This is a genomic window from [Zimmermannella] faecalis ATCC 13722 (assembly GCF_000381765.1).
GTDB lineage: Bacteria > Actinomycetota > Actinomycetes > Actinomycetales > Microbacteriaceae > Gulosibacter > Gulosibacter faecalis.
Genome location: NZ_KB907081.1, coordinates 129,804 through 149,964, shown reverse-complemented (window position 1 = coordinate 149,964; position 20,161 = coordinate 129,804). Strand labels below are relative to the sequence as shown.

The 20,161-nt window shown below is 70.4% G+C and carries 20 protein-coding genes; 19 read left to right on the top strand and 1 reads right to left on the bottom strand.

All coding sequences use genetic code 11. The annotated features are described in order from the left end of the window. Positions 1-12 precede the first annotated feature (12 nt). The 8 genes from leuC (at position 13) to thiL (ending at position 8,172) form a co-directional block, all read left to right on the top strand. Positions 13-1,482, top strand: coding sequence for a 3-isopropylmalate dehydratase large subunit (gene leuC / locus G328_RS0110655; RefSeq protein WP_019619344.1), 1,470 nt, complete (start codon positions 13-15; stop codon positions 1,480-1,482). Continuing rightward, positions 1,482-2,138 (top strand): 3-isopropylmalate dehydratase small subunit, encoded by a 657-nt coding sequence (gene leuD / locus G328_RS0110650; protein WP_019619343.1) that lies wholly within the window; start codon positions 1,482-1,484, stop codon positions 2,136-2,138. The genes leuC and leuD overlap by 1 nt, the downstream gene beginning before the upstream one ends. After that, entirely contained in the window at positions 2,135-3,511 is a 1,377-nt protein-coding gene (gene murA, locus G328_RS0110645; protein WP_019619342.1) for a UDP-N-acetylglucosamine 1-carboxyvinyltransferase, read from the top strand. Before leuD ends, murA begins: the two co-directional genes overlap by 4 nt. Before the next feature lie 3 nt (positions 3,512-3,514). Further along, positions 3,515-4,342, top strand: coding sequence for a lysophospholipid acyltransferase family protein (locus G328_RS0110640; protein WP_019619341.1), 828 nt, complete (start codon positions 3,515-3,517; stop codon positions 4,340-4,342). Further along, on the top strand, positions 4,339-5,454 hold the full coding sequence (locus G328_RS0110635) for an NAD(P)H-dependent glycerol-3-phosphate dehydrogenase (RefSeq protein WP_019619340.1): 1,116 nt from the start codon (positions 4,339-4,341) through the stop codon (positions 5,452-5,454). The genes G328_RS0110640 and G328_RS0110635 overlap by 4 nt, the downstream gene beginning before the upstream one ends. After that, positions 5,451-6,563: a D-alanine--D-alanine ligase family protein gene (locus tag G328_RS0110630; protein WP_019619339.1), complete on the top strand. Its 1,113-nt coding sequence runs from the start codon at positions 5,451-5,453 to the stop codon at positions 6,561-6,563. The genes G328_RS0110635 and G328_RS0110630 overlap by 4 nt, the downstream gene beginning before the upstream one ends. A gap of 95 nt (positions 6,564-6,658) precedes the next feature. Further along, positions 6,659-7,147: a DUF3515 domain-containing protein gene (locus G328_RS0110625; protein ID WP_019619338.1), complete on the top strand. Its 489-nt coding sequence runs from the start codon at positions 6,659-6,661 to the stop codon at positions 7,145-7,147. Beyond that, positions 7,144-8,172, top strand: coding sequence for a thiamine-phosphate kinase (gene thiL, locus G328_RS0110620; RefSeq protein ID WP_019619337.1), 1,029 nt, complete (start codon positions 7,144-7,146; stop codon positions 8,170-8,172). The genes G328_RS0110625 and thiL overlap by 4 nt, the downstream gene beginning before the upstream one ends. Here the strand turns inward: thiL and rsmD are convergent. Continuing rightward, positions 8,142-8,711: a 16S rRNA (guanine(966)-N(2))-methyltransferase RsmD gene (gene rsmD / locus G328_RS0110615; RefSeq protein ID WP_019619336.1), complete on the bottom strand. Its 570-nt coding sequence runs from the start codon at positions 8,709-8,711 to the stop codon at positions 8,142-8,144. The genes thiL and rsmD overlap by 31 nt on opposite strands. 87 nt (positions 8,712-8,798) lie before the next feature. Here rsmD and G328_RS0110610 point away from each other — a divergent pair, with 87 nt between their 5' ends. From G328_RS0110610 to G328_RS0110560, 11 genes are all read left to right on the top strand, one after another. Further along, entirely contained in the window at positions 8,799-9,767 is a 969-nt protein-coding gene (locus G328_RS0110610; protein WP_019619335.1) for an AAA family ATPase, read from the top strand. A gap of 6 nt (positions 9,768-9,773) precedes the next feature. Further along, complete coding sequence (locus G328_RS0110605) at positions 9,774-11,036, top strand: DUF58 domain-containing protein (RefSeq protein ID WP_019619334.1); 1,263 nt, start codon at positions 9,774-9,776, stop codon at positions 11,034-11,036. Continuing rightward, positions 11,033-13,465 (top strand): transglutaminase TgpA family protein, encoded by a 2,433-nt coding sequence (locus tag G328_RS0110600; protein WP_019619333.1) that lies wholly within the window; start codon positions 11,033-11,035, stop codon positions 13,463-13,465. Before G328_RS0110605 ends, G328_RS0110600 begins: the two co-directional genes overlap by 4 nt. Next, positions 13,462-15,627: a DEAD/DEAH box helicase gene (locus G328_RS0110595; protein ID WP_019619332.1), complete on the top strand. Its 2,166-nt coding sequence runs from the start codon at positions 13,462-13,464 to the stop codon at positions 15,625-15,627. Before G328_RS0110600 ends, G328_RS0110595 begins: the two co-directional genes overlap by 4 nt. Positions 15,628-15,668: 41 nt before the next feature. Then, entirely contained in the window at positions 15,669-16,373 is a 705-nt protein-coding gene (locus G328_RS15980) for a copper resistance CopC family protein (RefSeq protein WP_019619331.1), read from the top strand. 78 nt (positions 16,374-16,451) lie between these two features. Further along, positions 16,452-16,955 carry a pantetheine-phosphate adenylyltransferase gene (coaD, locus tag G328_RS0110585; protein WP_019619330.1) on the top strand — a complete coding sequence of 168 codons (504 nt, stop codon included), beginning with the start codon at positions 16,452-16,454 and terminating at the stop codon, positions 16,953-16,955. A 22-nt stretch (positions 16,956-16,977) separates the two neighbouring features. Further along, on the top strand, positions 16,978-17,514 hold the full coding sequence (locus tag G328_RS15145) for a YceD family protein (protein ID WP_019619329.1): 537 nt from the start codon (positions 16,978-16,980) through the stop codon (positions 17,512-17,514). A 198-nt stretch (positions 17,515-17,712) separates the two neighbouring features. Next, positions 17,713-17,916, top strand: a complete 204-nt coding sequence (rpmF, locus tag G328_RS0110575) for a 50S ribosomal protein L32 (RefSeq protein WP_019619328.1) — start codon at positions 17,713-17,715, stop codon at positions 17,914-17,916. A gap of 22 nt (positions 17,917-17,938) precedes the next feature. Continuing rightward, positions 17,939-18,679, top strand: coding sequence for a ribonuclease III (gene rnc, locus G328_RS0110570; protein ID WP_019619327.1), 741 nt, complete (start codon positions 17,939-17,941; stop codon positions 18,677-18,679). 7 nt (positions 18,680-18,686) lie between these two features. Beyond that, entirely contained in the window at positions 18,687-19,547 is an 861-nt protein-coding gene (gene mutM / locus G328_RS0110565; protein ID WP_019619326.1) for a bifunctional DNA-formamidopyrimidine glycosylase/DNA-(apurinic or apyrimidinic site) lyase, read from the top strand. Between the two features lie 147 nt (positions 19,548-19,694). Further along, positions 19,695-20,057, top strand: a complete 363-nt coding sequence (locus G328_RS0110560; RefSeq protein WP_019619325.1) for a nuclear transport factor 2 family protein — start codon at positions 19,695-19,697, stop codon at positions 20,055-20,057. Positions 20,058-20,161 lie beyond the last annotated feature (104 nt).

The following is a 20,161-nucleotide window of genomic DNA, read 5'->3' as shown; positions in this document are numbered from 1 at the left end:
AGAGTTTGTGAAATGACCATCACCGCCGGAGCCAAGCCGAAAACGCTGCCCGAGAAGGTGTGGGACGCCCACGTCGTGAAGCACGGCGAGGACGGCGCGCCCGACCTCATCTACATTGACCTGCACATCATGCACGAGGTCACGAGCCCGCAGCCGTTCGACGGCCTGCGTCAGGCCGGCAGGCCGGTTCGTCGCACCGATCTCACGATCGCGACGGAAGACCACAACACCCCGACCGTGAACATCCTCGACCGCATCGTCGACGACACGTCGCGTACGCAGATCGAGGCGCTGCGCCGAAACACCGAGGAGTTCGGCGTGCGGCTGCACTCGCTCGGCGACCGCGAGCAGGGCATCGTGCACGTCGTCGGCCCGCAGCTCGGCCTCACGATGCCGGGCATCACGGTGGTCTGCGGCGACTCGCACACGTCGACGCACGGCGCGTTTGGCGCGATGGCGTTCGGCATCGGCACGTCGGAGGTCGAGCACGTGCTCGCGACGCAGACGCTGTCGCTGAAGCCGTTCAAGACGATGGCGATCAATGTCGAGGGTGAGCTGCGCCCCGGCGTCGTCGCGAAGGACATCATTCTCGCGGTCATCGCGAAGATCGGCACGGGCGGCGGCGTCGGCCACGTGCTCGAGTACCGCGGTTCGGCGATTCGCAGCCTCTCGATGGAGGGGCGCATGACGATCTGCAACATGTCGATCGAGGCTGGCGCGCGCGCCGGCATGGTTGCGCCCGACGAGACGACGTTCGAGTACGTGAAGGGCCGCGCGCACGCGCCGCAGGGCGAAAACTGGGATGCGGCGGTCGAGTACTGGAAGACCCTGCGCACCGACGAGGGCGCCGAGTTCGACGCCGAGGTGTTCATCGACGCGAACGAGCTCGAGCCGTACGTGACCTGGGGCACGAACCCTGGCCAGGGCGTGCCGCTGTCGGACGCGGTGCCCGACCCCGCCGAGTTCGACGACCCGAACGACCGCGCGGCGGCCGAGCGGGCGCTGCAGTACATGGACCTTGAGCCGGGCACCGCGATGAAGGACATCGCGGTCGACACCGTGTTCATGGGCTCGTGCACGAACTCGCGCATCGAAGATCTGCGCGCGTTTGCGAGCATCATCAAGGGCCGCAAGAAGGCGGATGGGCTCAAGCTGATGGTCGTGCCGGGCTCGGCCCGGGTGCGGCTGCAGGCTGAGGCCGAAGGGATCGACACCATCATCAAGGAGTTCGGCGGCGACTGGCGCTTCGCGGGCTGCTCGATGTGTCTCGGCATGAACCCCGACCAGCTAGCGCCGGGGGAGCGGTGCGCCTCGACCTCGAACCGCAACTTTGAGGGGCGCCAGGGCAAGGGAGGGCGCACGCACCTCGTGTCGCCGCTCGTCGCGGCGGCGACCGCCGTGCGCGGCACGCTCTCGAGCCCGTTCGATCTCGAGCACGACGACGCGGGCCGCGAGCCCGCACACGAGGGGGCCGCGGCGTAATGGAAAAGTTCACGCGAGTCACGGGCCCGGGCGTTCCGCTGCGGCGCTCGAACATCGACACCGACCAGATCTTGCCGGCCGAGTACCTCAAGCGCGTCACGAAGACGGGCTTCGAAGACGCGCTGTTCGCGGGCTGGCGCCAAGACCCCGACTTTGTGCTCAACCAGCCCGAGTACGCCGACCCGCGCGTGCTCGTCGTCGGCCCCGACTTTGGCACCGGCTCGAGTCGCGAGCACGCCGTGTGGGCGCTGCGCGACTTCGGGTTCCGCGCCGTCATCGGCCCGCGCTTCGGCGACATCTTCCGCGGCAACGCCGGGAAGCAGGGGCTGCTCGTCGGCGTTGTTTCCGACGACGAGGTCGAACAGCTCTGGGACGCCCTCGAGGCCGAACCGGGGCGCGACGCGACCGTCGACCTCGAGTCGCAGAAGGTGCGCGTCGGCGAACTCGAGTTCGACTTCGAAATCGACCCGTACATCCGCTGGCGCCTGCTCGAGGGCCTCGACGACATCGACCTCACCCTGCGCGACGAGGCCGCGATCGACGAGTATGAGAAGACGCGCCCGAGCTGGATGCCGCGTACACTGCCCGCACTGGGTGAAACTGAGCCGGGGAACCCGGCCATCACATTTATCGAAATCGGAAGGAAGCGCGCTTGAGCACACTCACTGAGGACGCTGCACGATTCGCGAAGTTCTCGGGACTCGACGCTGACACCATCACCTTCCACGGAGGGCAACCCCTCCGCGGCCGCGTGCACGTGCGCGGCGCGAAGAACTTTGTCACGAAGGCCATGGTCGCCTCGCTCCTCGCCGACAGCCCGAGCGTGCTGCGCAACGTGCCGGACATCTCCGATGTCCGCATCGTCGCGGGTCTGCTCGGCGTGCACGGCGTCGACGTCGAGCGCGACGTCGCCGGCGGCGAGATTCGTCTCGACCCCTCGAACGTGAAGCGGGCCCACTCGGCCGAGATCAACGCGCACGCCGGGTCGAGCCGCATCCCGATCCTGTTCTGCGGGCCGCTCCTGCACCAGCTTGGCGAGGCATTCATTCCCGACCTCGGCGGTTGCCGCATCGGCGACCGTCCGATCGACTTCCACCTCTCGGCGCTGCGCTCGTTCGGCGCGATCGTCGACAAGCTGCCCGAGGGCATCCGCCTCACCGCCCCGAACGGGCTGACCGGCGCGAAGATCCACCTCGACTACCCGTCGGTCGGCGCGACCGAGCAGGTGCTGCTCACGGCCGTGCGCGCGCAGGGGCTCACGGAGCTCTCGAACGCTGCGATCGAGCCCGAGATCATGGATCTCATCAACGTGCTGCAGAAGATGGGCGCCGTCATCTCGGTCGACGCCGATCGCGTCATTCGCATTGAGGGCGTCACGACGATGCACGGCTACGACCACAAGTCGATCTTCGACCGCAACGAGGCCGCGAGCTGGGCGGCCGCCGCGCTCGCGACGAACGGCGACATCTTTGTCGAAGGCGCGAGCCAGGCCGAGATGCTCACGTTCCTCAACGTCTTCCGCAAGGCGGGCGGCGTGTTCGAGGTGCACGACGACGGCATTCGCTTCTCGCACCCGGGCGACCAGGCGGGCCTGCGCCCCGTCGTGATCGAAACGGATGTGCACCCCGGTTTCATGACCGACTGGCAGCAGCCGCTCGTGGTCGCGCTCACGCAGGCGCCCGGCGTCTCGATCGTGCACGAGACCGTCTACGAGCAGCGCTTCGGGTTCACCGAGGCGCTCGTTGAGATGGGCGCGACGATCGAGCTGCACCGCGAGTGCCTCGGCGGCCAGAAGTGCCGCTTCGGGCAGCGCAACTTCGTGCACTCGGCCGTGATCTCGGGGCCGGTGCAGCTGCACGGCGCCGACATCCAGGTGCCCGACCTGCGCGGTGGCTTCAGCCACCTCATCGCAGCGCTCATGGCCACGGGCGAATCACGCGTCTCGAACGTCGGCATCATCGCGCGCGGCTACGAGAACTTCCTCGTGAAGCTGCGCGACCTCGGTGCCGAATTCGAGATCGAGAACTAGGCGATGGCGCAGAAGGTTCGGTACCCCGATCGGCGGCGGCCATCGCTGTTCTGGGTCATGTCGGCGCTCGTCGTGCCGCCGTTCAACCTCCTCACGAAGTACGAGATCACGGGCACGCTGCCGCCGACCGGCACCGCCGTCATCGCACCGAACCACTACTCCGACATCGACCCGCTCATCACCGGCATCGCCGTGTGGCGTCTCGGGCGCAAGCCCCGCTACATGGCGAAGGCCTCGCTGTTTCGGGTGCCGATCGTGGGCTGGTTTCTGCGCAAGTCGGGCCAAATTCCCGTCGAGCGCGACCGCGGCGCGGCGCGTCGCTCGAACAGCATGGGCGCCGCTCGCGAACTCGTCGAGCGCCAGAGCGTCGTCGTCGTGTACCCCGAGGGCACGCTCACGCGTGAGCCCGACTCGTGGCCGATGCGGGGCAAGTCGGGCGCGGTGCGGCTCGCGCTCGAGTCTGGTGCGCCACTGATTCCCATGGCGTCGTGGGGCGCGCAGGCGCTCGTGCCGCGGTACGAACGAAAGCTCCACCTGCGCTGGCGCACGCCGATTCAGGTGCGCGTCGGCGACCCGATCGACCTCAGCGAGTTCGCCGGCAAGCACAAGTCGCGCGCCGCGGTCGAGGAGGCGACGCGTCGCCTCATGGTTGAGATCACGCGCCTGCTCGAGGAGATTCGCGACGGGCAAGCCCCCGACGAGCTCTACGACCCGGCGAAGCACGGGGAGTCGGAGTTCGGCCTGCCGGTGTCGCTGCGCGAGCAGGCCGCCGCGAAGCAGGGCCGCGTGCGCCGCGGCCGTCGCCGCTCGGGCCGGGAGTCGGCGAAATGACCGAGTGGTATCCCGCGACGCAGCCGCTGACGCTGCCGGAACTCGCCGCCTCCGACCTGCCGCAGGCCGAGGCCGAGCGGGTCGTCGTCGTCGGCGGCGGCAACTGGGGCACGACCTTCGCGAAGGTCGTTGCCGACGGTGGCCGCGACGTCACGATCGTTGTGCGGCGCCCCGAGCTCGCGGCGGAGATCAACGACGCGCACCGCAACACCATGTACCTGCCGGGTATCAACCTGCCGGCGCGCATCCACGCCGTGACCGACGCCCGCGCGGCCGTCGCCGACGCCTCGATCGTGTTCCTCTCGGTGCCGGCACAGTCGGCGCGCGAGAACCTCGAGGAGTTCGCGGGCGCGCTCACGCCCGGCACCGGCATCGTGAGCCTCATGAAGGGCGTCGAACGCTCGACGGGCAAGCGCATGAGCGAGGTGATCGGCGAGGTCGCCGGCATCTCGCCCGACCTCGTCGCCGCCGCGAGTGGCCCGAACATCGCACTCGAGATCGCGCGCGAACAGCCCACCGCGATCGTCGTCGCGAGCCAGTCGCGCGACTTCTCCGTGCGCGTCGCCCAGGTCGCCCGCAACCCCTACCTGCGCAGCTACGTCAACCAAGACGTCGTCGGTACCGAGTTCGGCGGCGTGCTGAAGAACCTCATCGCGATCGCGATTGGCATCTGCGACGGCGTCGGCTTCGGCGAGAACACGAAGGCGTCGATCATGACCCGCGGGCTCGCCGAGATCACCGACTTCGCGGTCGCCCTCGGCGCCTCGCGCGACACGATGATGGGCCTCGCCGGCATGGGCGATCTCATCGCCACCTGCATGTCGCCGCTGTCGCGCAACTTCACCGCCGGTCGCCTGCTCGGGCAGGGCTACAGCTACCAAGACGTGAACTCGCGCATGGAACAGACCGCCGAAGGCCTGCGCTCGGTATCGTCGATTCTGCAAATGGCGAGAGACCGCCACGTGCCGATGCCGATCGTGCAGCAGATCGCCGATGTGCTCCGCGGCAAGATGCACCCGTCGGAGCTCGCGCCACACCTCGCGACCGAGCACGACGAGCAGCCACACGAAGAACTTTCCACCGAAGACGAAGCCCAGGGAGCCACCGCATGACCGATGCCGCCGAACGCCAGCCCATCACCGTCATGGTCGTGTTTGGAGGTCGTTCGAGCGAGCACCAAATTTCGTGTGCGACCGCGTCGGGCGTGCTCGGGGCGATCGACCGCGACCGCTACCGCGTCATTCCAGTTGGTGTGACGCGCGATGGCGCGTGGGTGCTCGAGGCCGACGACCCCGAGAAGTTCCGTCTCGACCCCGAGCACCTGCCCGAGGTCGTCGACAACGGCACGCGCATCCTGCTGCCCGACGCCACGACGCACCGCGAGGTGCGCGTGCTTCGCGACGGTGAGATCTCGTCACTTGGCGAGGTCGACCTCGTGTTCCCGCTGCTGCACGGCCCGTTCGGCGAAGACGGCACGCTGCAGGGTGCCCTCGAGCTCGTCGGCCTGCCGTTCGTCGGCTCGTCGGTGCTCGCGAGCGCCGTGGGCATGGACAAGCACTACACGAAGATCGTGCTCGAGGCGGGCGGGATTCGCGTCGCGCCCGGCTTCACGGTGCACGCGAACGAGTGGGCCGACCGCGCCGACGAGATCTCGGCCCGGGTCGCCAGCGACCTCGGATTCCCCGCGTTCGTGAAGCCTGCGCGCGCGGGCTCGTCGGTCGGCGTCTCGAAGGTGCACGAGGCGGGCGAGCTCGCCGAGGCGATGCGCGTCGCGTTCGCCGAAGACGACCACGTGCTCGTCGAGCAGAGCGTGACCGGTCGCGAGATCGAGGTGGCGGTGCTTGCCGCCCGCCGGGGTGAGCGGGCGCGCGCCTCGGTCGCGGGCGAGATCATCATCGAAGAGGGCGAGTTCTACGACTTCGCCTCGAAGTACCTTAACGACACGGCGGCCCGCCTCGAGTGCCCGGCGCAGCTCACTGACGCCGAGCTCGAGCAGGCCCAGGCGATCGCCGTGCGCGCGTTCGAGGCGCTCGGCTGCGACGGCCTCGCCCGCGTCGACTTCTTCCTCGACGCCGACGGGTTCCTCATCAACGAGGTGAACACGATGCCGGGCTTCACTCCCATCTCGATGTTCCCCCGGTGCTGGCAGGAGTCGGGCGTGAGCTACCCCGACCTCATCACCGAGCTCATCGAGGTGGCGCGCAGCCGCGTGGCCGCCTGAGCCGGCACCGCCCGCACTGCGGCGGCACGGCGCCAGCGTTCGGAGCGCCACGCCGGGCCCCCGAGCGGGATGCGCTCGGGCTAGGCTGAGGGGCGATGTCTCGCTTCGCTCCTCGCTCCCTCGTCGCGCTGTCAATCGCCGCGACTGCGTTGCTGTTATCGGGCTGTAGCGGCCCCTCGGTCGCGATGCAGCCCGCCGAATCGGCGGGCGCGCCCGAGTGCGCCGACGTCACGGTGCGCCTGCCCGACTCGGTCGCCGGCCTCGACCGGCGCGACACGAACGCACAGGCGACGGGCGCGTGGGGCAACCCAGCCTCGGTGCTGCTGCGCTGCGGGGTGCCGACGCCGGGCCCGACCTCCGACCGCTGCATTTCGCTCAACGGCATCGACTGGATCGAAGACGCGAGCGAGGCGCCGACCTACCGCTACACGACCTACGGGCGCACGCCCGCGGTCGAGGTCGCGATTGACTCCTCGGTCGGCATCTCTGGCACGACCGCGCTCATCGACCTGCAAGACGCGGTCGACACCCTGCCGCTGACCGGGGAGTGCGTCGGCCCCGACGACCTGCTCGAGACGCCGTGACCGGCCTGGGCCCCACGGTCGCCGAGCTCGGCGAGCGCGAGCTGCTCGCGCGTATCCTCGACCGCCTGCCGAAAGTAGAGCTGCCGCTCGGGCCGGGCGACGACTCGGCGATTCTCGAGGTGCCCGACGGTCGCGTGGTCGTGACGAGCGACACGATGATCGAGGGCCCCGATTTTCGGCTCGACTGGTCGAGCCCGCACGACCTCGGCGTGAAGGCGATGGTCTCGAACCTTTCCGACCTCGCCGCGATGGGCGCCCGCCCGACGGGCATCGTCGTCGCGCTCGCGCTGCCCGGGTCGACCGAGGCGGCCTTCGTCGAGCGGCTCGCCGAGGGCATGACGGATGCGCTCCGCGCGCACGCGCCCTGCTGCGCGATCGCTGGCGGCGACCTCGCGACGGCACCGCAGCTCATGATCGCCGTGACCGCGTTCGGCTCGCTCGACGGCCGGGACCCGGCGCTGCGCAGCGGCGCCCGACCGGGCGATGTGCTCGCCGTTTCGGGCCCGCTCGGGCACGCGGCCGCTGGCCTTCGGCTGTTGCTTGACGGACTGCAGGAGTCGCGCGACGCCGAGGCGCAACGGCTCATCGCGGCGCAGCTCGACCCGAATCCCGACCTCACGGCCGGCGTGCGGGCCGTGCAGGCCGGCGTGACCGCGATGATGGACCTCTCGGACGGGCCGCTGCTCGACGCCGACCGGCTCGCGAAGGCCTCAGGAGTTGTCGTCGACCTTGAACCGCGCCGCTTCGCGCACCTCACCGACCGGCTCGCGCACCACCTCGCGCGGCTGCTCGGCCTGCGCCCGCTCGAGAGCGTGCACCTCGCGCTCGAGCTGCAGCTTTCGGGCGGCGAGGAGCACTCGATGCTTGCGACGTTCCCCGAGGGCACGAAGCTGCCGCACGGGTTCACTCGCATCGGCGCGGTGCGCGAGGCCGCGGGCGACGACTTCGGTGTGTCGGTCAGCGGGAGCCCCGCGACGCCGCGGGGCTGGGACCCCTACCGCGACGCCTCGTCGACCTCGAGGTAGAAGAGGGTCGTCTCGCCGTACTCCTTCGTGCGCCACGTGGCGTACCCGGCGGGCGCAGCCAGCGGCGTGCTGCGGACGGAGCGCTCGACGACGACGAGCGCGTCGGGGGAGAGGAGTGGCAGGAGCTGTTCGAGCTCCGCGACGAGCGCCGCCGTGTCGACCTCGTAGGGCGGGTCGACGAACACGAGGTCGAACTCGCCGAGCCCGCGCGCGAGCCACCGGCTGACTTCGACCGCCTCGACCGCGGCCGAGGCGCCGTCGAGCCGCGCCGTGACGGCGTCGGCGTTCTCACGTAGGTCGCGCGCGGCGCGCTGCGACTTCTCGACGAGCACGACCGACTCGGCGCCCCGCGAGAGCGCCTCGAGGCCGAGCGCGCCCGAGCCCGCGTAGAGATCGAGCACCCGGGCGCCAGCGAACTCGAACGCGGCCTCGAGGGCCCCGAACATCGCCTCGCGCACCTTGTCGCTGGTGGGGCGGGTGCCGCGCGCCGGCACTCGCAGCCGCACGGCCGCCGCGTCGCCCCCAATAATCCGAGTCACGCGACGATCCTAGGTCGTGGCGCTCCCCGGGCCGGGTGGCGGGGCCGGATGCGGGAAATGTCGGGAGGTCATGGAAAGATAACGGCCATGAGCCAGCAACAAGATTCGGCCGCGCACCTGTTTCAGCTCACGAGCAATCTGCGCGACGCCGTCAGCAGCGTCATCGTCGGCAAGTCCGAACAGGTGCGCCTCGCGGTAACGGTGCTGCTCGCTGGTGGCCACCTGCTCATGGAAGACGTTCCCGGCGTCGGCAAGACCGTGCTCGCGAAGACGCTCGCGCGCGCCATGGACTCGAAGGTGAGCCGCATTCAGTTCACGCCCGACATGCTGCCGAGCGACGTCACGGGCGTCGCGGTGTACGACCAGCGCACCTCGAAGTTCGAGTTTCAGCCGGGCCCCGTGTTCGCAAACATCGTGATCGGCGACGAGATCAACCGCGCCTCGCCGAAGACACAGTCGGCGCTGCTCGAGTGCATGGAGGAGCGCCAGGTTTCGGTCGACGGCGCGACGCACCTGCTGCCCGACCCCTTCACCGTCGTCGCGACGCAGAACCCGTCGGAGATGGAGGGCACGTATCCGCTGCCCGAGGCGCAGCGCGACCGCTTCATGGCGCGGCTGTCGATGGGGTACCCCGACCGCAGCGCCGAGCTGTCGATGCTCGAGTCGCGCGACCGCGTCGACCCGCTCTCGCAGCTGCAGCCGCAGGTGACCGCCGCGCAGATGCGCGCGATGATCGCCCAGGTGCAGGAGGTCTACGTCGCCGCGAGTATCAAGGGCTACGTGGTCGAGCTCGCCCGCAGCACCCGCGAGCACGCGGCGGTGCGCGTCGGCGTGAGTCCGCGCGCATCCCTCCACCTGCTGCGTGCCGCGAAGGCCGCCGCCGCCGTTGCCGGCCGCGGCTACGTGATTCCCGACGACGTGCGCGAGCTCGTCGTGCCGGTGTTCGCCCACCGTCTCGTGCTCGGGGCCCGCGGCCGCCAGGCGTCGTCGTACGCCGAGGCGGAGCGCGTGCTCGGCGAGATCATCGCGCGGGTGCCCGCGCCCACGGGAGCCTAGGCTCCGGTGACGCCCCTCGAAAGCTCCGGCATCAAGCCCGTTCCGCTGCGACCCACGGCGCGGGCGTGGTGGCTGCTTGGCTCCGGGGTCGTGCTCGCGCTGCTCGGCGACCTGCTCGACGTGCCGCCGCTGCGGTGGTCGGGCATCGCGATCGCCGTGCTGCCGGTGTTGATGCTGCTCGCCCGCCTCTTCGTGCGGCCGCGCCTCGAGGTCGAGCGCACCGTGTATCCCACCACCGTCGCCGCGGGCGACCGCCTGCGCGTCGTCGCCGAGGTACGCAACCTCTCGATCTTCGGGGTCGAGCCAGGCTCGTACCTCGACATCGTGACGGGCGCCGACCGCGCCCACGTCGGCGGCGTGCTGCCGGCGATCGCGAGCCGCCTGCATCCGCGCGAGGGCCGTCGCCGTCGCCGCATCGCGTACGGTCTCGACCGCATGCGCCGCGGCATTCGACAGGTCGGGCCCCTACTAATCGAGAACAGCGACGGCCTCGGCCTCACGCGCCGCGTCGTGCGCATCGGCGGCCCCGAAGAGATCGAGGTGTGGCCGCACATTCACGACGTGTCACAGCTCGACGTACCGGTGCTGCGCTCTGGCGACGAGGTCGAGGTGTCGCTCGGCCGCGGTGGTGAGGCCGACGACGTCATCACTCGCGAGTACCGCCGCGGCGACCCGCTTCGCCGCGTGCACTGGAAGGCGACGGCGCGGGCCGGCGAGCTGCGTGTGCGGCAAGAGGAGCACCACTCCGAGGCCGTCGCCGAGGTCGTGCTTGGCACGGCGCCCTCGCGCGAGGGCTGGTTCGACGACGCGTTCGATCTCTGCGTCTCGGTCGCCGCCTCGGTCGCCGTGCGGCTGCACTCGCTCGGCTTCGACACCGAGACGTCGGCGACGCACCTCGCGCCCGACCTCGAGGGCCACGAGCTCGACCGCCTGCAGGTCTCAGCGAGCGAGTCGCTCGAGCCGCTCATGCGCCGCCTCATGCTCATTCAGCCGTCGCCAGACGGCACCGAAGCCGACATCGAGGGCCTCGCCGACACGATCCTGCGCGTCGGCAGCGGTCCGCTGATCTACGTCGGCAAGGCGAGCGACCCGGGCGCGGCCCGGCTCAGCGTCGTCGGCGAACCCGCGATCGCGATTCTCGTCGCGAACCCCGGCGAGCGGCCCGCCGCGATCGAGGCGTACGTGCGGGCCGGCTGGCGCGTCGTCGTCATGGATGCGGGCGCCCGTGACCCGTGGTCGAGCGTGCGAGTGCTGGGGGAGGCCGCATGAGCGTGCAGTCGACCCTCAATCCGCGGCGCAACTCCGCGATGCGCGAGCGGGCGGCCCAGGCGACCGAGCGCGGCTCGTGGCTCGTCACGATCGGCCTGATTCTGCTCACGCTCGCGGCGATGGCGATCGTTGCGCCGATCGTGAGCGGGCTCAGCTGGTTCCTGCCGTCGGCGATCGCGATGATTCTCACCTACGTCGCGGTGCAGACCGTGCGCCAGCTCACGGGCCGCATGTGGCTCGCGGCGCTCACGGGGCTGCTCGCGCTCATCGCGTCGATCATCCTGCTCGCCGGCCCCACGTCGCCTTTCGACCTCTTCACGGCGCCGATCGACCGCTTCGCCGAGTTCGCCGAGCAGGCGATGAGCGACACCCCGCCGATTCGCGAGAGCCCGGCCGTGACGCTGCTCGTCGGTACCGTCACGGTGGCCATCGCGATGCTCGCCGACATCATTGCGCAGACCGTGCGTGCCCCCGCGTTCGCGCCGATCGCGATGCTCCCGTTCGTTGTGGTGCCGGTCACGGTCGGCGTCGCGCCGGCCCCGTGGTACTTCTGGGCGCTGCTGCTGCTCGCGGTCGTGCTGTTCCTCTATCTCGGGCACCGCTGGCTGCAGCAGGGTGACGACGAGGCGCGCGCCGCGTTCGGGTTCACGGCGGATGGCCGGGGCACGGGCGGCATCGTCGGCGCGCTCCTCGGCGGGGTCGCGGCGATCGCGGTCGCCGCCCTCATCGCCGTGCTGCTGCCCCCCACCTCGGGTGCCTGGTGGGGCATCTTCAACGGCACCGCGTCGCTCTCGACCAACCGGGTGAACCCGATCATCGACCTCGGCGACGACCTGCGGCGCAGCGACCCCGTCGACCTGCTGCGCTACGCGACCTCGCAGTCGTCGGGTGACCTTCCGTACGTGTCCCTCACGACGCTCACGCAGCTCAGCGAGGAGACCGAGTGGGTGCCGAACGACTTCACGTCGACCACCGAGGTCTCGCAGGGCGAGCAGCCCGGCAACGAGAATCTCGAGCCGGGCGCGAACGTGCTCGAGGTGAACAACAACATCGTGCTCGAGCCGGGCGTCACCGCCTACCTGCCGCACATCGGCACGCCGAACGAGATCACGAACCTCAACGGCACCTACCTGCGCGACGACGAGACCGGCGACATGCGGGAGGAAGACGAGGAGGCGCGCGCGCAGAGCTACCAGGCGAACAGCTCGGTGCCGATGCCGCGGCCCGAACAGCTGAGCACCGCGCCCCTCAGCGTCACGAGCGAGCTCGAGGCGTACACCGAGCTGCCAAGCGACAGCGCGGCGCTCGACGCAATTCGCGCGCAGCTCGACGAGGTCGTCGACCCCGAGGCGAGCCCGTACGCGCAGGCGCTGCAGCTGCAGGAGTGGTTCACGGGCGGCGCCTTCGACTACTCCGAACTCGCCCCGGTCGAGAACGACTACGACGGCACGAGCCTCGACGTCATCGAGCAGTTCCTGCAGGTACGCAGCGGCTACTGCGTGCACTTCTCGAGCGCGATGGCGGTCATGGGCCGGATGCTCGGGATTCCGACGCGCATCCAGGTCGGCTTCACGCCCGGCACCGAAGAGAGCGTGAACGAGATCGGCCAGTCGGTGTTTGTCGTGACGACCGACGACCTGCACGCCTGGGCCGAGTTCTGGGTGCCCGGCTACGGCTGGGTGCCGTTTGAGACGACGCCGTCGGAGGGGCTCAACCAGACGACGCTCGACCCCGAGACGCCCGAGCAGACGATTGCGCCGACCGAGGTGCCGGCGCCGACGATCGCGACGCCGAGCCCGACCCCGACGCCCACCCCGACCACCGGCGCCGGCGACGAGGGGAACGACGGTGGCGGCTCGAGCTCGACGCCCGAGCAGCGCGACACCGGCGGCTTCGACATCGACCAGGTGATGAAGTGGGTCGGCGCCGTGCTCGCGGTCGTGATTCCGCTCGCGATCCTCGTGCTGCTCGTGCTGCTGCCGCTCCTGTTGCGGCGCGGCCGCGCTCGCGGCCGGCGCCGACAGGTGCGCGCCGAGGGCACGACGCCCGCCGCCGCGACTGAGGCTGCGTGGCTCGAGGTGCTCGACACTGCGCGCGACTACGGCATCGAGGCGCCGCGCGCCGCGACCACAGGCGCACAGCTCGAACGTCTCGGCCGCAGCCTCCGCGACAACGAGGCGGCCGCCGCGGCGGCCGCGCGCCTCGCGCAGGCGCACGACGCGGCGCACTTCGCCGACCCCGCGCATCCTGACCACCGTCGCCCCGAGTGGGACGACGTCGTCGCGGTGCGGGCCGGCCTCGACGCGCAGGCGAGCCGCGGCGCACGCCGCTCGGCCCGCGCCCTGCCGCTGTCGACGCTGCCGAAGGCGTGGCGCGGCTGGCTGCTGCAGCGCCGCCGCGCACGTGAACGAAAGCGCGACGGGTCGTGACCGGCGCGGGGCAGGAGTACCAGTCGCCGCTCATGGCGCCGCTCGAGTCGATCGTCGACGCAAAGGAGGCGGTCGCGCTCGCGAAGGCGTTCGACATGACGACGGTCGGCGACTTCGTGAGCCACCTGCCGCGGCGCCACACGAAGCGCGGTGAGCTGACGCACATCGCGAACCTCGAGCGCGACGAACACGTCACGCTCGTCGCGCTCATCACGAAGGTGTCGACGCGGCGCATGCAGAACCGGCGCGGGAACATCCTCACCGTCGAGATCACCGACGGGCACGGGCGCCTCGAACTGCTCTGGTTCAACCAGGCGTGGCGCGAGTCTGAGCTCGCGGTGGGGATGCGCGGGCTCTTCTCGGGCAAGGTCGGGTTCTATCGCTCGACGCCGCAGCTCTCGCACCCCGACTACCAGCTGTTCTCGGGGTCGGAGGAGGCGAACGCCGCGGCCGACGACTGGGCGTCGAAGCCGATTCCGATCTACCCGGCCACCGCGAACTATCAGAGCTGGCGATTCGGCAAGCTCATGCGCGCGACCCTGCCGAAGCTCCCGCCGCTGCCCGACCCCGTGCCCGCCGAGATTCGACGTGAGCGCGGCGAGCTCTCGTTCGACGCGGCAATTCGCGCGTTCCACCTGCCCGACGCTGACACGAACCTCGAACCGGCGACGCAAACGCTGAAGTTCACCGAGGCGTTCGAGCTGCAGGCCGCGCTCGCGCAGCAGCGGGCGCTCGCGACCCGATACGACGCCGTCGCGCGGCCGCTCGCCGCCGACGGGCTGCGCGCGAGGTTCGACGCGGCCCTGCCGTTCGACCTCACGCCCGATCAGGCCTCGGTCGGCGACGAGTTCGCGGCCGACCTCGCCGACACGACGCCGATGTACCGGCTCCTGCAGGGCGAGGTGGGCTCGGGCAAGACCCTCGTCGCGGTGCGCGCGATGCTCCAGGTCGCCGAAACCGGCGGGCAGTCGGTGCTGCTCGCGCCCACCGAGGTGCTCGCGACGCAGCACCTGCGCTCGATCACCCGCTCGCTCGGGCCCGACCTCGCCGCCGAGCTCATGCCGACGCTGCTCACGGGCTCGCTCACGAAGGGGGAGCGGCAGCGGGCGCTCCTGCGCATCGTCACGGGCGACGCGAAGATCATCGTCGGCACGCACGCGCTGCTCAGCGACGGCGTCGAGTTCGACGACCTCGGCCTGCTCGTCATCGATGAGCAGCACCGGTTCGGCGTCGAGCAGCGCGAGCGCCTGCGCCGCCGGGCCGCGCATCCGCCCCACCAGCTCGTGCTCACCGCGACGCCGATTCCGCGCACGGTCGCGATGACGGTGTTCGGCGACCTCGAGGTGTCGACGCTGCGCACCCTGCCGTCGGGCCGCGCCGGCATCGACTCGTTCATGGTCGGGCTCGCCGAGCATCCGCAGTGGATCGACCGGGTGTGGCAGCGCACTGCCGAAGAGCTCGAGAAGGGGCGGCAGGCGTTCGTCGTCTGCGCCGCGATTGAGCCCGGTGAGCGCGAGGATGCGCAGCCCGCGGCCGACGACGATGGCCGGCCGATCGCGAACGTCGCTGAGGTGACCGCCGCGCTGCGCGGCCTGCCCGAGTTCGCGGGCCGGCGCATCGCGTCGCTGCACGGGCGCATGCCCGCCGACGAGAAAGACCGGGTCATGGTCGAGTTCGCGGCGGGCAACCTCGACATCGTCGTGTCTACGACCGTCATCGAGGTCGGCGTCGACGTGCCGAACGCGTCGGTCATGGTCGTGCTCGACGCCGACCGCTTCGGCATGTCGCAGCTGCACCAGCTGCGCGGGCGCGTGGGTCGTGGCGAGTGGCCCGGCGTGTGCCTGCTCGTCACGTCGGCGCCGCCCGAGTCGCTCGCGCACACGCGCGTCGCCGCCGTCGCGAACACGCTCGACGGCTTCGTGCTCGCCGAACAGGACCTCGAGTTGCGGCGCGAGGGGGATGTGCTCGGCTCAGCGCAGTCGGGTGGCCGCTCGTCGCTGCGCGTGCTCCGCGTGACCGACGACGTCGAGCTCATTGCCGAGGCGCGTGCCGCCGCGACCGAGCTCGTCGAGGCCGACCCGACGTTTGACGCGCATCCCGAGCTGCGCGCCGCGATCGAGCGGCTCGGCGTCGCGACCGTCGCGCATCTGGAGATGGGCTGAGCGGGTGCGTCGGTGGCGCGTGGTGGAATAGACCCGTGCGTATGAACTCCTCGAATCCCGAACCCCGTCAGCGCCCGACCGCGGTAGCGCGGCAGGCGACCGCCAGCTCGGCCCCGCGTGCGCTGCTCGTCGTGCTCGCCGCACTCGCGCTCGCCATCGCCGGTCTCGTGTGGGGCGCCGCCGGGTCGGCCTCGGCACACGACGAGCTCCTGAGCTCGACGCCCGCCGACGGCGACACGCTCGACGCCGCGCCCGACGGGGCCACGCTCGAGTTCTCGGGCAACGTGCAGGAGGTCGGCACAGAGTTCCAGCTGCAGGATGCCTCGGGCAACGCCGTTGAGCTCACCGACGAGTACAGCATCTCGGGCACCTCGATCACGCAGCCGCTGCCGGCGCTCGACGACGGCGCGTACACCCTGAACTGGCGCGTCGTCTCAGAAGACGGCCACCCGATCTCGGGCTCGATCGGCTTCACGGTCGGCGAGGCCGCGCTCGGCAACAACGAGGCCACCTCGGGCGGCCAGTTCCAGAACGAGCAGGTCGACCCCGACTCGGTGAACCTGCCGACCGACGACGCCGACTCCGGCACGAACCCGTGGCTCGTCGGCATCATGAGCTTCGTGGGCGTGCTCGTCATCGGCGGCGCGGCGGCGCTCATGGTCATGCGCATGCGCCGCGGCAACCAGCCGGGCGGCGGGTCGGACTCGGGCTCGTCGAATGACGGCGGCGCCGCGGGCGGCCGGTAGACTCGCGCTCAGGCGCAACGACGCGTCTTCGTCTCACTCACGCCGTTCCCTTTGAATCGCAACGCCTAGGAACCATTCATGTCCAAAATCGCCGTAGTCCCCGGTTCGTTCGACCCGATCACGCTCGGCCACCTCGACGTCATCGTTCGCACCGCGAACGTCTTCGAGGAGGTGCACGTGGTCGTCGTGCACAACCCCGACAAGCACGCGATGATTCCGATCGCTCGCCGGGTCGACCTCATCGAGTCGGCGCTCGTCGATGCGGGTGCCCCGTCGAACATCGTCGTCCGTTCGTGGAGCATGGGGCTCCTCGTCGACTACTGCACCGACGTCGGGGCGAACGTCATTATCAAGGGCGTTCGCGGCGCGAACGACGTCACGTACGAGCTCCCTATGGCAATCGTGAACCGGCACCTCGGCAAGCTCGAGACGATGTTCCTCTCGCCGAGCCCCGAGCACGCCCACGTGTCGAGCTCGCTCGTGCGCCAGGTCGCGTCGCTTGGCGGCGACGTCACGCCGTACGTGCCCGGCGTCGTGCGCGAATTTCTCCAAGGGCATATGGACACCTCGATCACGAACTAGCGGTCGGCCGTAGACTGGCGGCATGGCCGCATCCCCCTACGAAGTCAATGTCGCGACGATCATGCACAAGCCCGGCAGCATGCGGGAGTTCGAACTCGACGTGACGGTGCCCGAACGAATCGGCGAGGGCATGCTCTACTTCGACAAGGGCGCCGAGCTCGAGGTCGACCTCAAGCTCGAGACGCTCGTCGACGGCATCCTCGCCACCGCCGATGTGCGGGGCACGCTCACCGGCAACTGCAGCCGCTGCCTCACCCCGCTCGAAGAGGACTGGTCGGGCCACGTCGCCGAGATGTTCGGCTACCAGGCCGACGAGTCGCTCGAGTACGCGCTCGACGGCGACATGATCAACCTCGAGGGGCCGATTCGCGACGCCGTCGTGCTCGACCTCCCGTTCCAGCCGCTCTGCGAGCCCGACTGCCTCGGGCTCGACCCCGCCACGGGCGAGAGGCTCACCGAGCCGCTGCCCGAGGATGACGAGCCGATCGACCCGCGCTGGGCGCAGCTCGAGCAGCTGCTGCGCGACGACGCGGAGTCGGGCTCCAGCGAGTCGAAGTAGACTGGAGTTCGCGCGAGGGGTCGCACGAACGACACATCTCGCGTAAAGTAAATCGTTGGGTTTTGTCGCCGCACTCGTTGCAGGCACACCGCGCCGGCAGTACTGCCGAAGCGCACCTCCCAGCCCCGCTTCACCCCGCGCGCGTCGTAATTGCGCTGCCGGTGGTGTGTAGACATCACAACTTAGAAGGAATCACGCATGGCACTCCCCAAGCGCAAGATGAGCCGCAGCAATACCCGTTCGCGTCGCTCGCAGTGGAAGGCGCAGGCTCCGGCCCTCGTCAAGACCGTTGAGAATGGCAAGGTCACCTACAGCCTCCCGCACCGCGCGAAGCTCGTCGAAGACGCCGCGGGCACCCCGCTGCACTACGAGTACAAGGGCCGCAAGGTCGCTGACGCCTAAGCCTGAAATTTCAGGCAGGCAATTGGCTCGCAATCGTAAGAAGCACGACCCCGAGGTCGCCGACCCAGCTCCGCTGGCCGAGGCCCTCGGGGTCGACTTCGTTCCCGAACTGCTCGACCTCGCCCTTACGCACTCATCGTGGGGCTACGAGCACGACTCGGCGCCCGACAACGAACGCCTCGAGTTTCTCGGCGACTCGGTGCTCGGCATGGCGGTCGCGCAGCTGCTCTACCGCGAGCATCCCGACCTCAGCGAGGGGGAGCTCTCGCCGCGGCACCACGCGCTCGTATCGACCGTGACGCTCGCCGAGGTGGGGCGCCGGCAGGGCATCGGCCCGTACCTGCGACTCGGGCGCAGCGAGCACCTCACCGGCGGTGCGAATAAAGACTCGATTCTCGCCGACGCGGTCGAGGCGCTCATCGGCGCCGCGTACCTCTCGCGCGACTACGTCACCGCAGAGGCGTTCGTGCTGCGACTGCTCGAACCGTTCCTCGACCAGGTCGACCGGCTTGGCGCCGCGATGGACCCGAAGACGGCCCTGCAAGAGATCGTCACCGCGAACGAGGCCGACAACCCCGTCTACGAGGTCGAAGGCCGCGGGCCCGACCACGACCGCGAGTACGTCGCGACCGTGACGGTGCGGCGCGGGCGCCGCGTGCTGCTGTCGGCGACCGGAGTCGGGCCGAGCAAGAAGCAGGCCGAGATGGCCGCCGCGCTTGAGGCCTGGTACGAGCTGAGCGGTACCGAGCGCCCCGAGGCCTGAGCATCCGATGCCCGAACTTCCCGAAGTTGAGGTCGTGCGGCGCGGACTCCACGCGGCCGTCACCGGCGGCGTCGTGCGCTCGGTCGAGGTGCGCGACGAGCGCGCGCTGAAGCGGCACGTCGGGCCCGCGCTCGACTTCGTCGACCGGCTCGAGGGCGAGGTGCTCGGCGAGGCACGACGACGCGGCAAGTTCCTCTGGGTGCCGATGTCGGGCGGCGCTGCGCTTGTGGCTCACCTCGGGATGAGCGGCCAGCTGCTCGCGCGCCCCGTCGGCGCCGTCGACGAGCGGCAGCTGCGGGTGCGCATCCGCCTCGAGAGGGGTGGCGCCGACCGCGAGCTGCGATTCATCGATCAGCGGCTGTTCGGTTCCCTCGCGATCGACCGGCTCTGCGTCGCCGGCGATGACGACGTGCTGCCGACGCAGGTCGCCCACATCGCCCGCGACCCGCTCGACCCGCTGTTCGACGAGCCCGCGGTGATCGACCGGATGCGCGCATCCACTCGCGGCGTGAAGTCGGTGCTGCTCGACCAGGGCATCGTTTCGGGCGTCGGCAACATCTACGCCGACGAGGCGCTCTGGCGGGCGCGGCTGCACTGGGCGCGGCCCGCGGCGTCGATCTCGCGGGCGAAGGTGTGGGAGCTGCTCGGGCACGTGCGCGACGTGTTTCTCGACGCGCTCGCCGAGGGCGGCACCTCGTTCGACGCGCTCTACGTCAACGTGAACGGCGAGTCGGGCTACTTCTCGCGGTCGCTGCGCGCCTACGGGCGGGCGGGGGAGCCGTGTGAGCGCTGCGGCACCCCGATCAGGCGCGAGCCGTTCGCGAACCGGTCGTCGTACCGGTGCCCGCGCTGCCAGCGGTTGCGGTAGGCGGTCGCGGCGTCGGTGGCCGTTGTCGCTGGCAGCGCCAGTCGCCGTGCTCGTCGCGGTGGCGCGGATACGCGGGTCGGGCGACGCACACCTCGCGGTCAACGTCGGCTGGCAGGGTTGGGTCGCAACACCTCTGGAGGTCGGGCTATGAAGACGCAACTGCCGGGCGACTGCGGCAACTCGCCGCGCATCACGATTGTGGGCGAGTTCGCCACCGCGTGGGCTGCGGGCGACGCGGATGCGATGGGCGAGTGGCTCGCCGACGACGCCGAGTGGGTGGTCGCGGGCGGCGAATCGTTTGCCGGTGCCGACGCGGTTTCGGGCGGACTGCCGCCCGAGCCGGTCGAGTCGCTTGAGGTGAACACGATTATCACGCACGGTCGGCTCGCGTCGTGCGACGGCGTGCTCGAAACCGCCGACGGGACCGTCGCGTTTAGCCTCACGCTACGATTCGCCGGCGCGACGAAGACCGCGAAAATCCGCGAAGTGCGCAGCTACCTCATCCGGTAGCCCGCCGCCGCACGCCGTGCGGGGGTGTCGCTGGGAGCGCCACTGGCGCTCCCAGCGACAAGTGGCGCGGTGGTAACGGCGCCAGTTGTCGCTGACGGCGCCAG

Bases quoted from the DNA above. Each gene is read 5' to 3' on its own strand.
- leuC (WP_019619344.1), top strand. From the start codon at position 13: ATGACCATCACCGCCGGAGCCAAGCCGAAAACGCTGCCCGAGAAGGTG.
- leuD (WP_019619343.1), top strand. From the start codon at position 1,482: ATGGAAAAGTTCACGCGAGTCACGGGCCCGGGCGTTCCGCTGCGGCGC.
- G328_RS0110640 (WP_019619341.1), top strand. From the start codon at position 3,515: ATGGCGCAGAAGGTTCGGTACCCCGATCGGCGGCGGCCATCGCTGTTC.
- G328_RS0110635 (WP_019619340.1), top strand. From the start codon at position 4,339: ATGACCGAGTGGTATCCCGCGACGCAGCCGCTGACGCTGCCGGAACTC.
- G328_RS0110630 (WP_019619339.1), top strand. From the start codon at position 5,451: ATGACCGATGCCGCCGAACGCCAGCCCATCACCGTCATGGTCGTGTTT.
- G328_RS0110625 (WP_019619338.1), top strand. From the start codon at position 6,659: ATGTCTCGCTTCGCTCCTCGCTCCCTCGTCGCGCTGTCAATCGCCGCG.
- G328_RS0110610 (WP_019619335.1), top strand. From the start codon at position 8,799: ATGAGCCAGCAACAAGATTCGGCCGCGCACCTGTTTCAGCTCACGAGC.
- G328_RS0110600 (WP_019619333.1), top strand. From the start codon at position 11,033: ATGAGCGTGCAGTCGACCCTCAATCCGCGGCGCAACTCCGCGATGCGC.
- G328_RS15980 (WP_019619331.1), top strand. From the start codon at position 15,669: ATGAACTCCTCGAATCCCGAACCCCGTCAGCGCCCGACCGCGGTAGCG.
- coaD (WP_019619330.1), top strand. From the start codon at position 16,452: ATGTCCAAAATCGCCGTAGTCCCCGGTTCGTTCGACCCGATCACGCTC.
- G328_RS15145 (WP_019619329.1), top strand. From the start codon at position 16,978: ATGGCCGCATCCCCCTACGAAGTCAATGTCGCGACGATCATGCACAAG.
- rpmF (WP_019619328.1), top strand. From the start codon at position 17,713: ATGGCACTCCCCAAGCGCAAGATGAGCCGCAGCAATACCCGTTCGCGT.
- mutM (WP_019619326.1), top strand. From the start codon at position 18,687: ATGCCCGAACTTCCCGAAGTTGAGGTCGTGCGGCGCGGACTCCACGCG.
- G328_RS0110560 (WP_019619325.1), top strand. From the start codon at position 19,695: ATGAAGACGCAACTGCCGGGCGACTGCGGCAACTCGCCGCGCATCACG.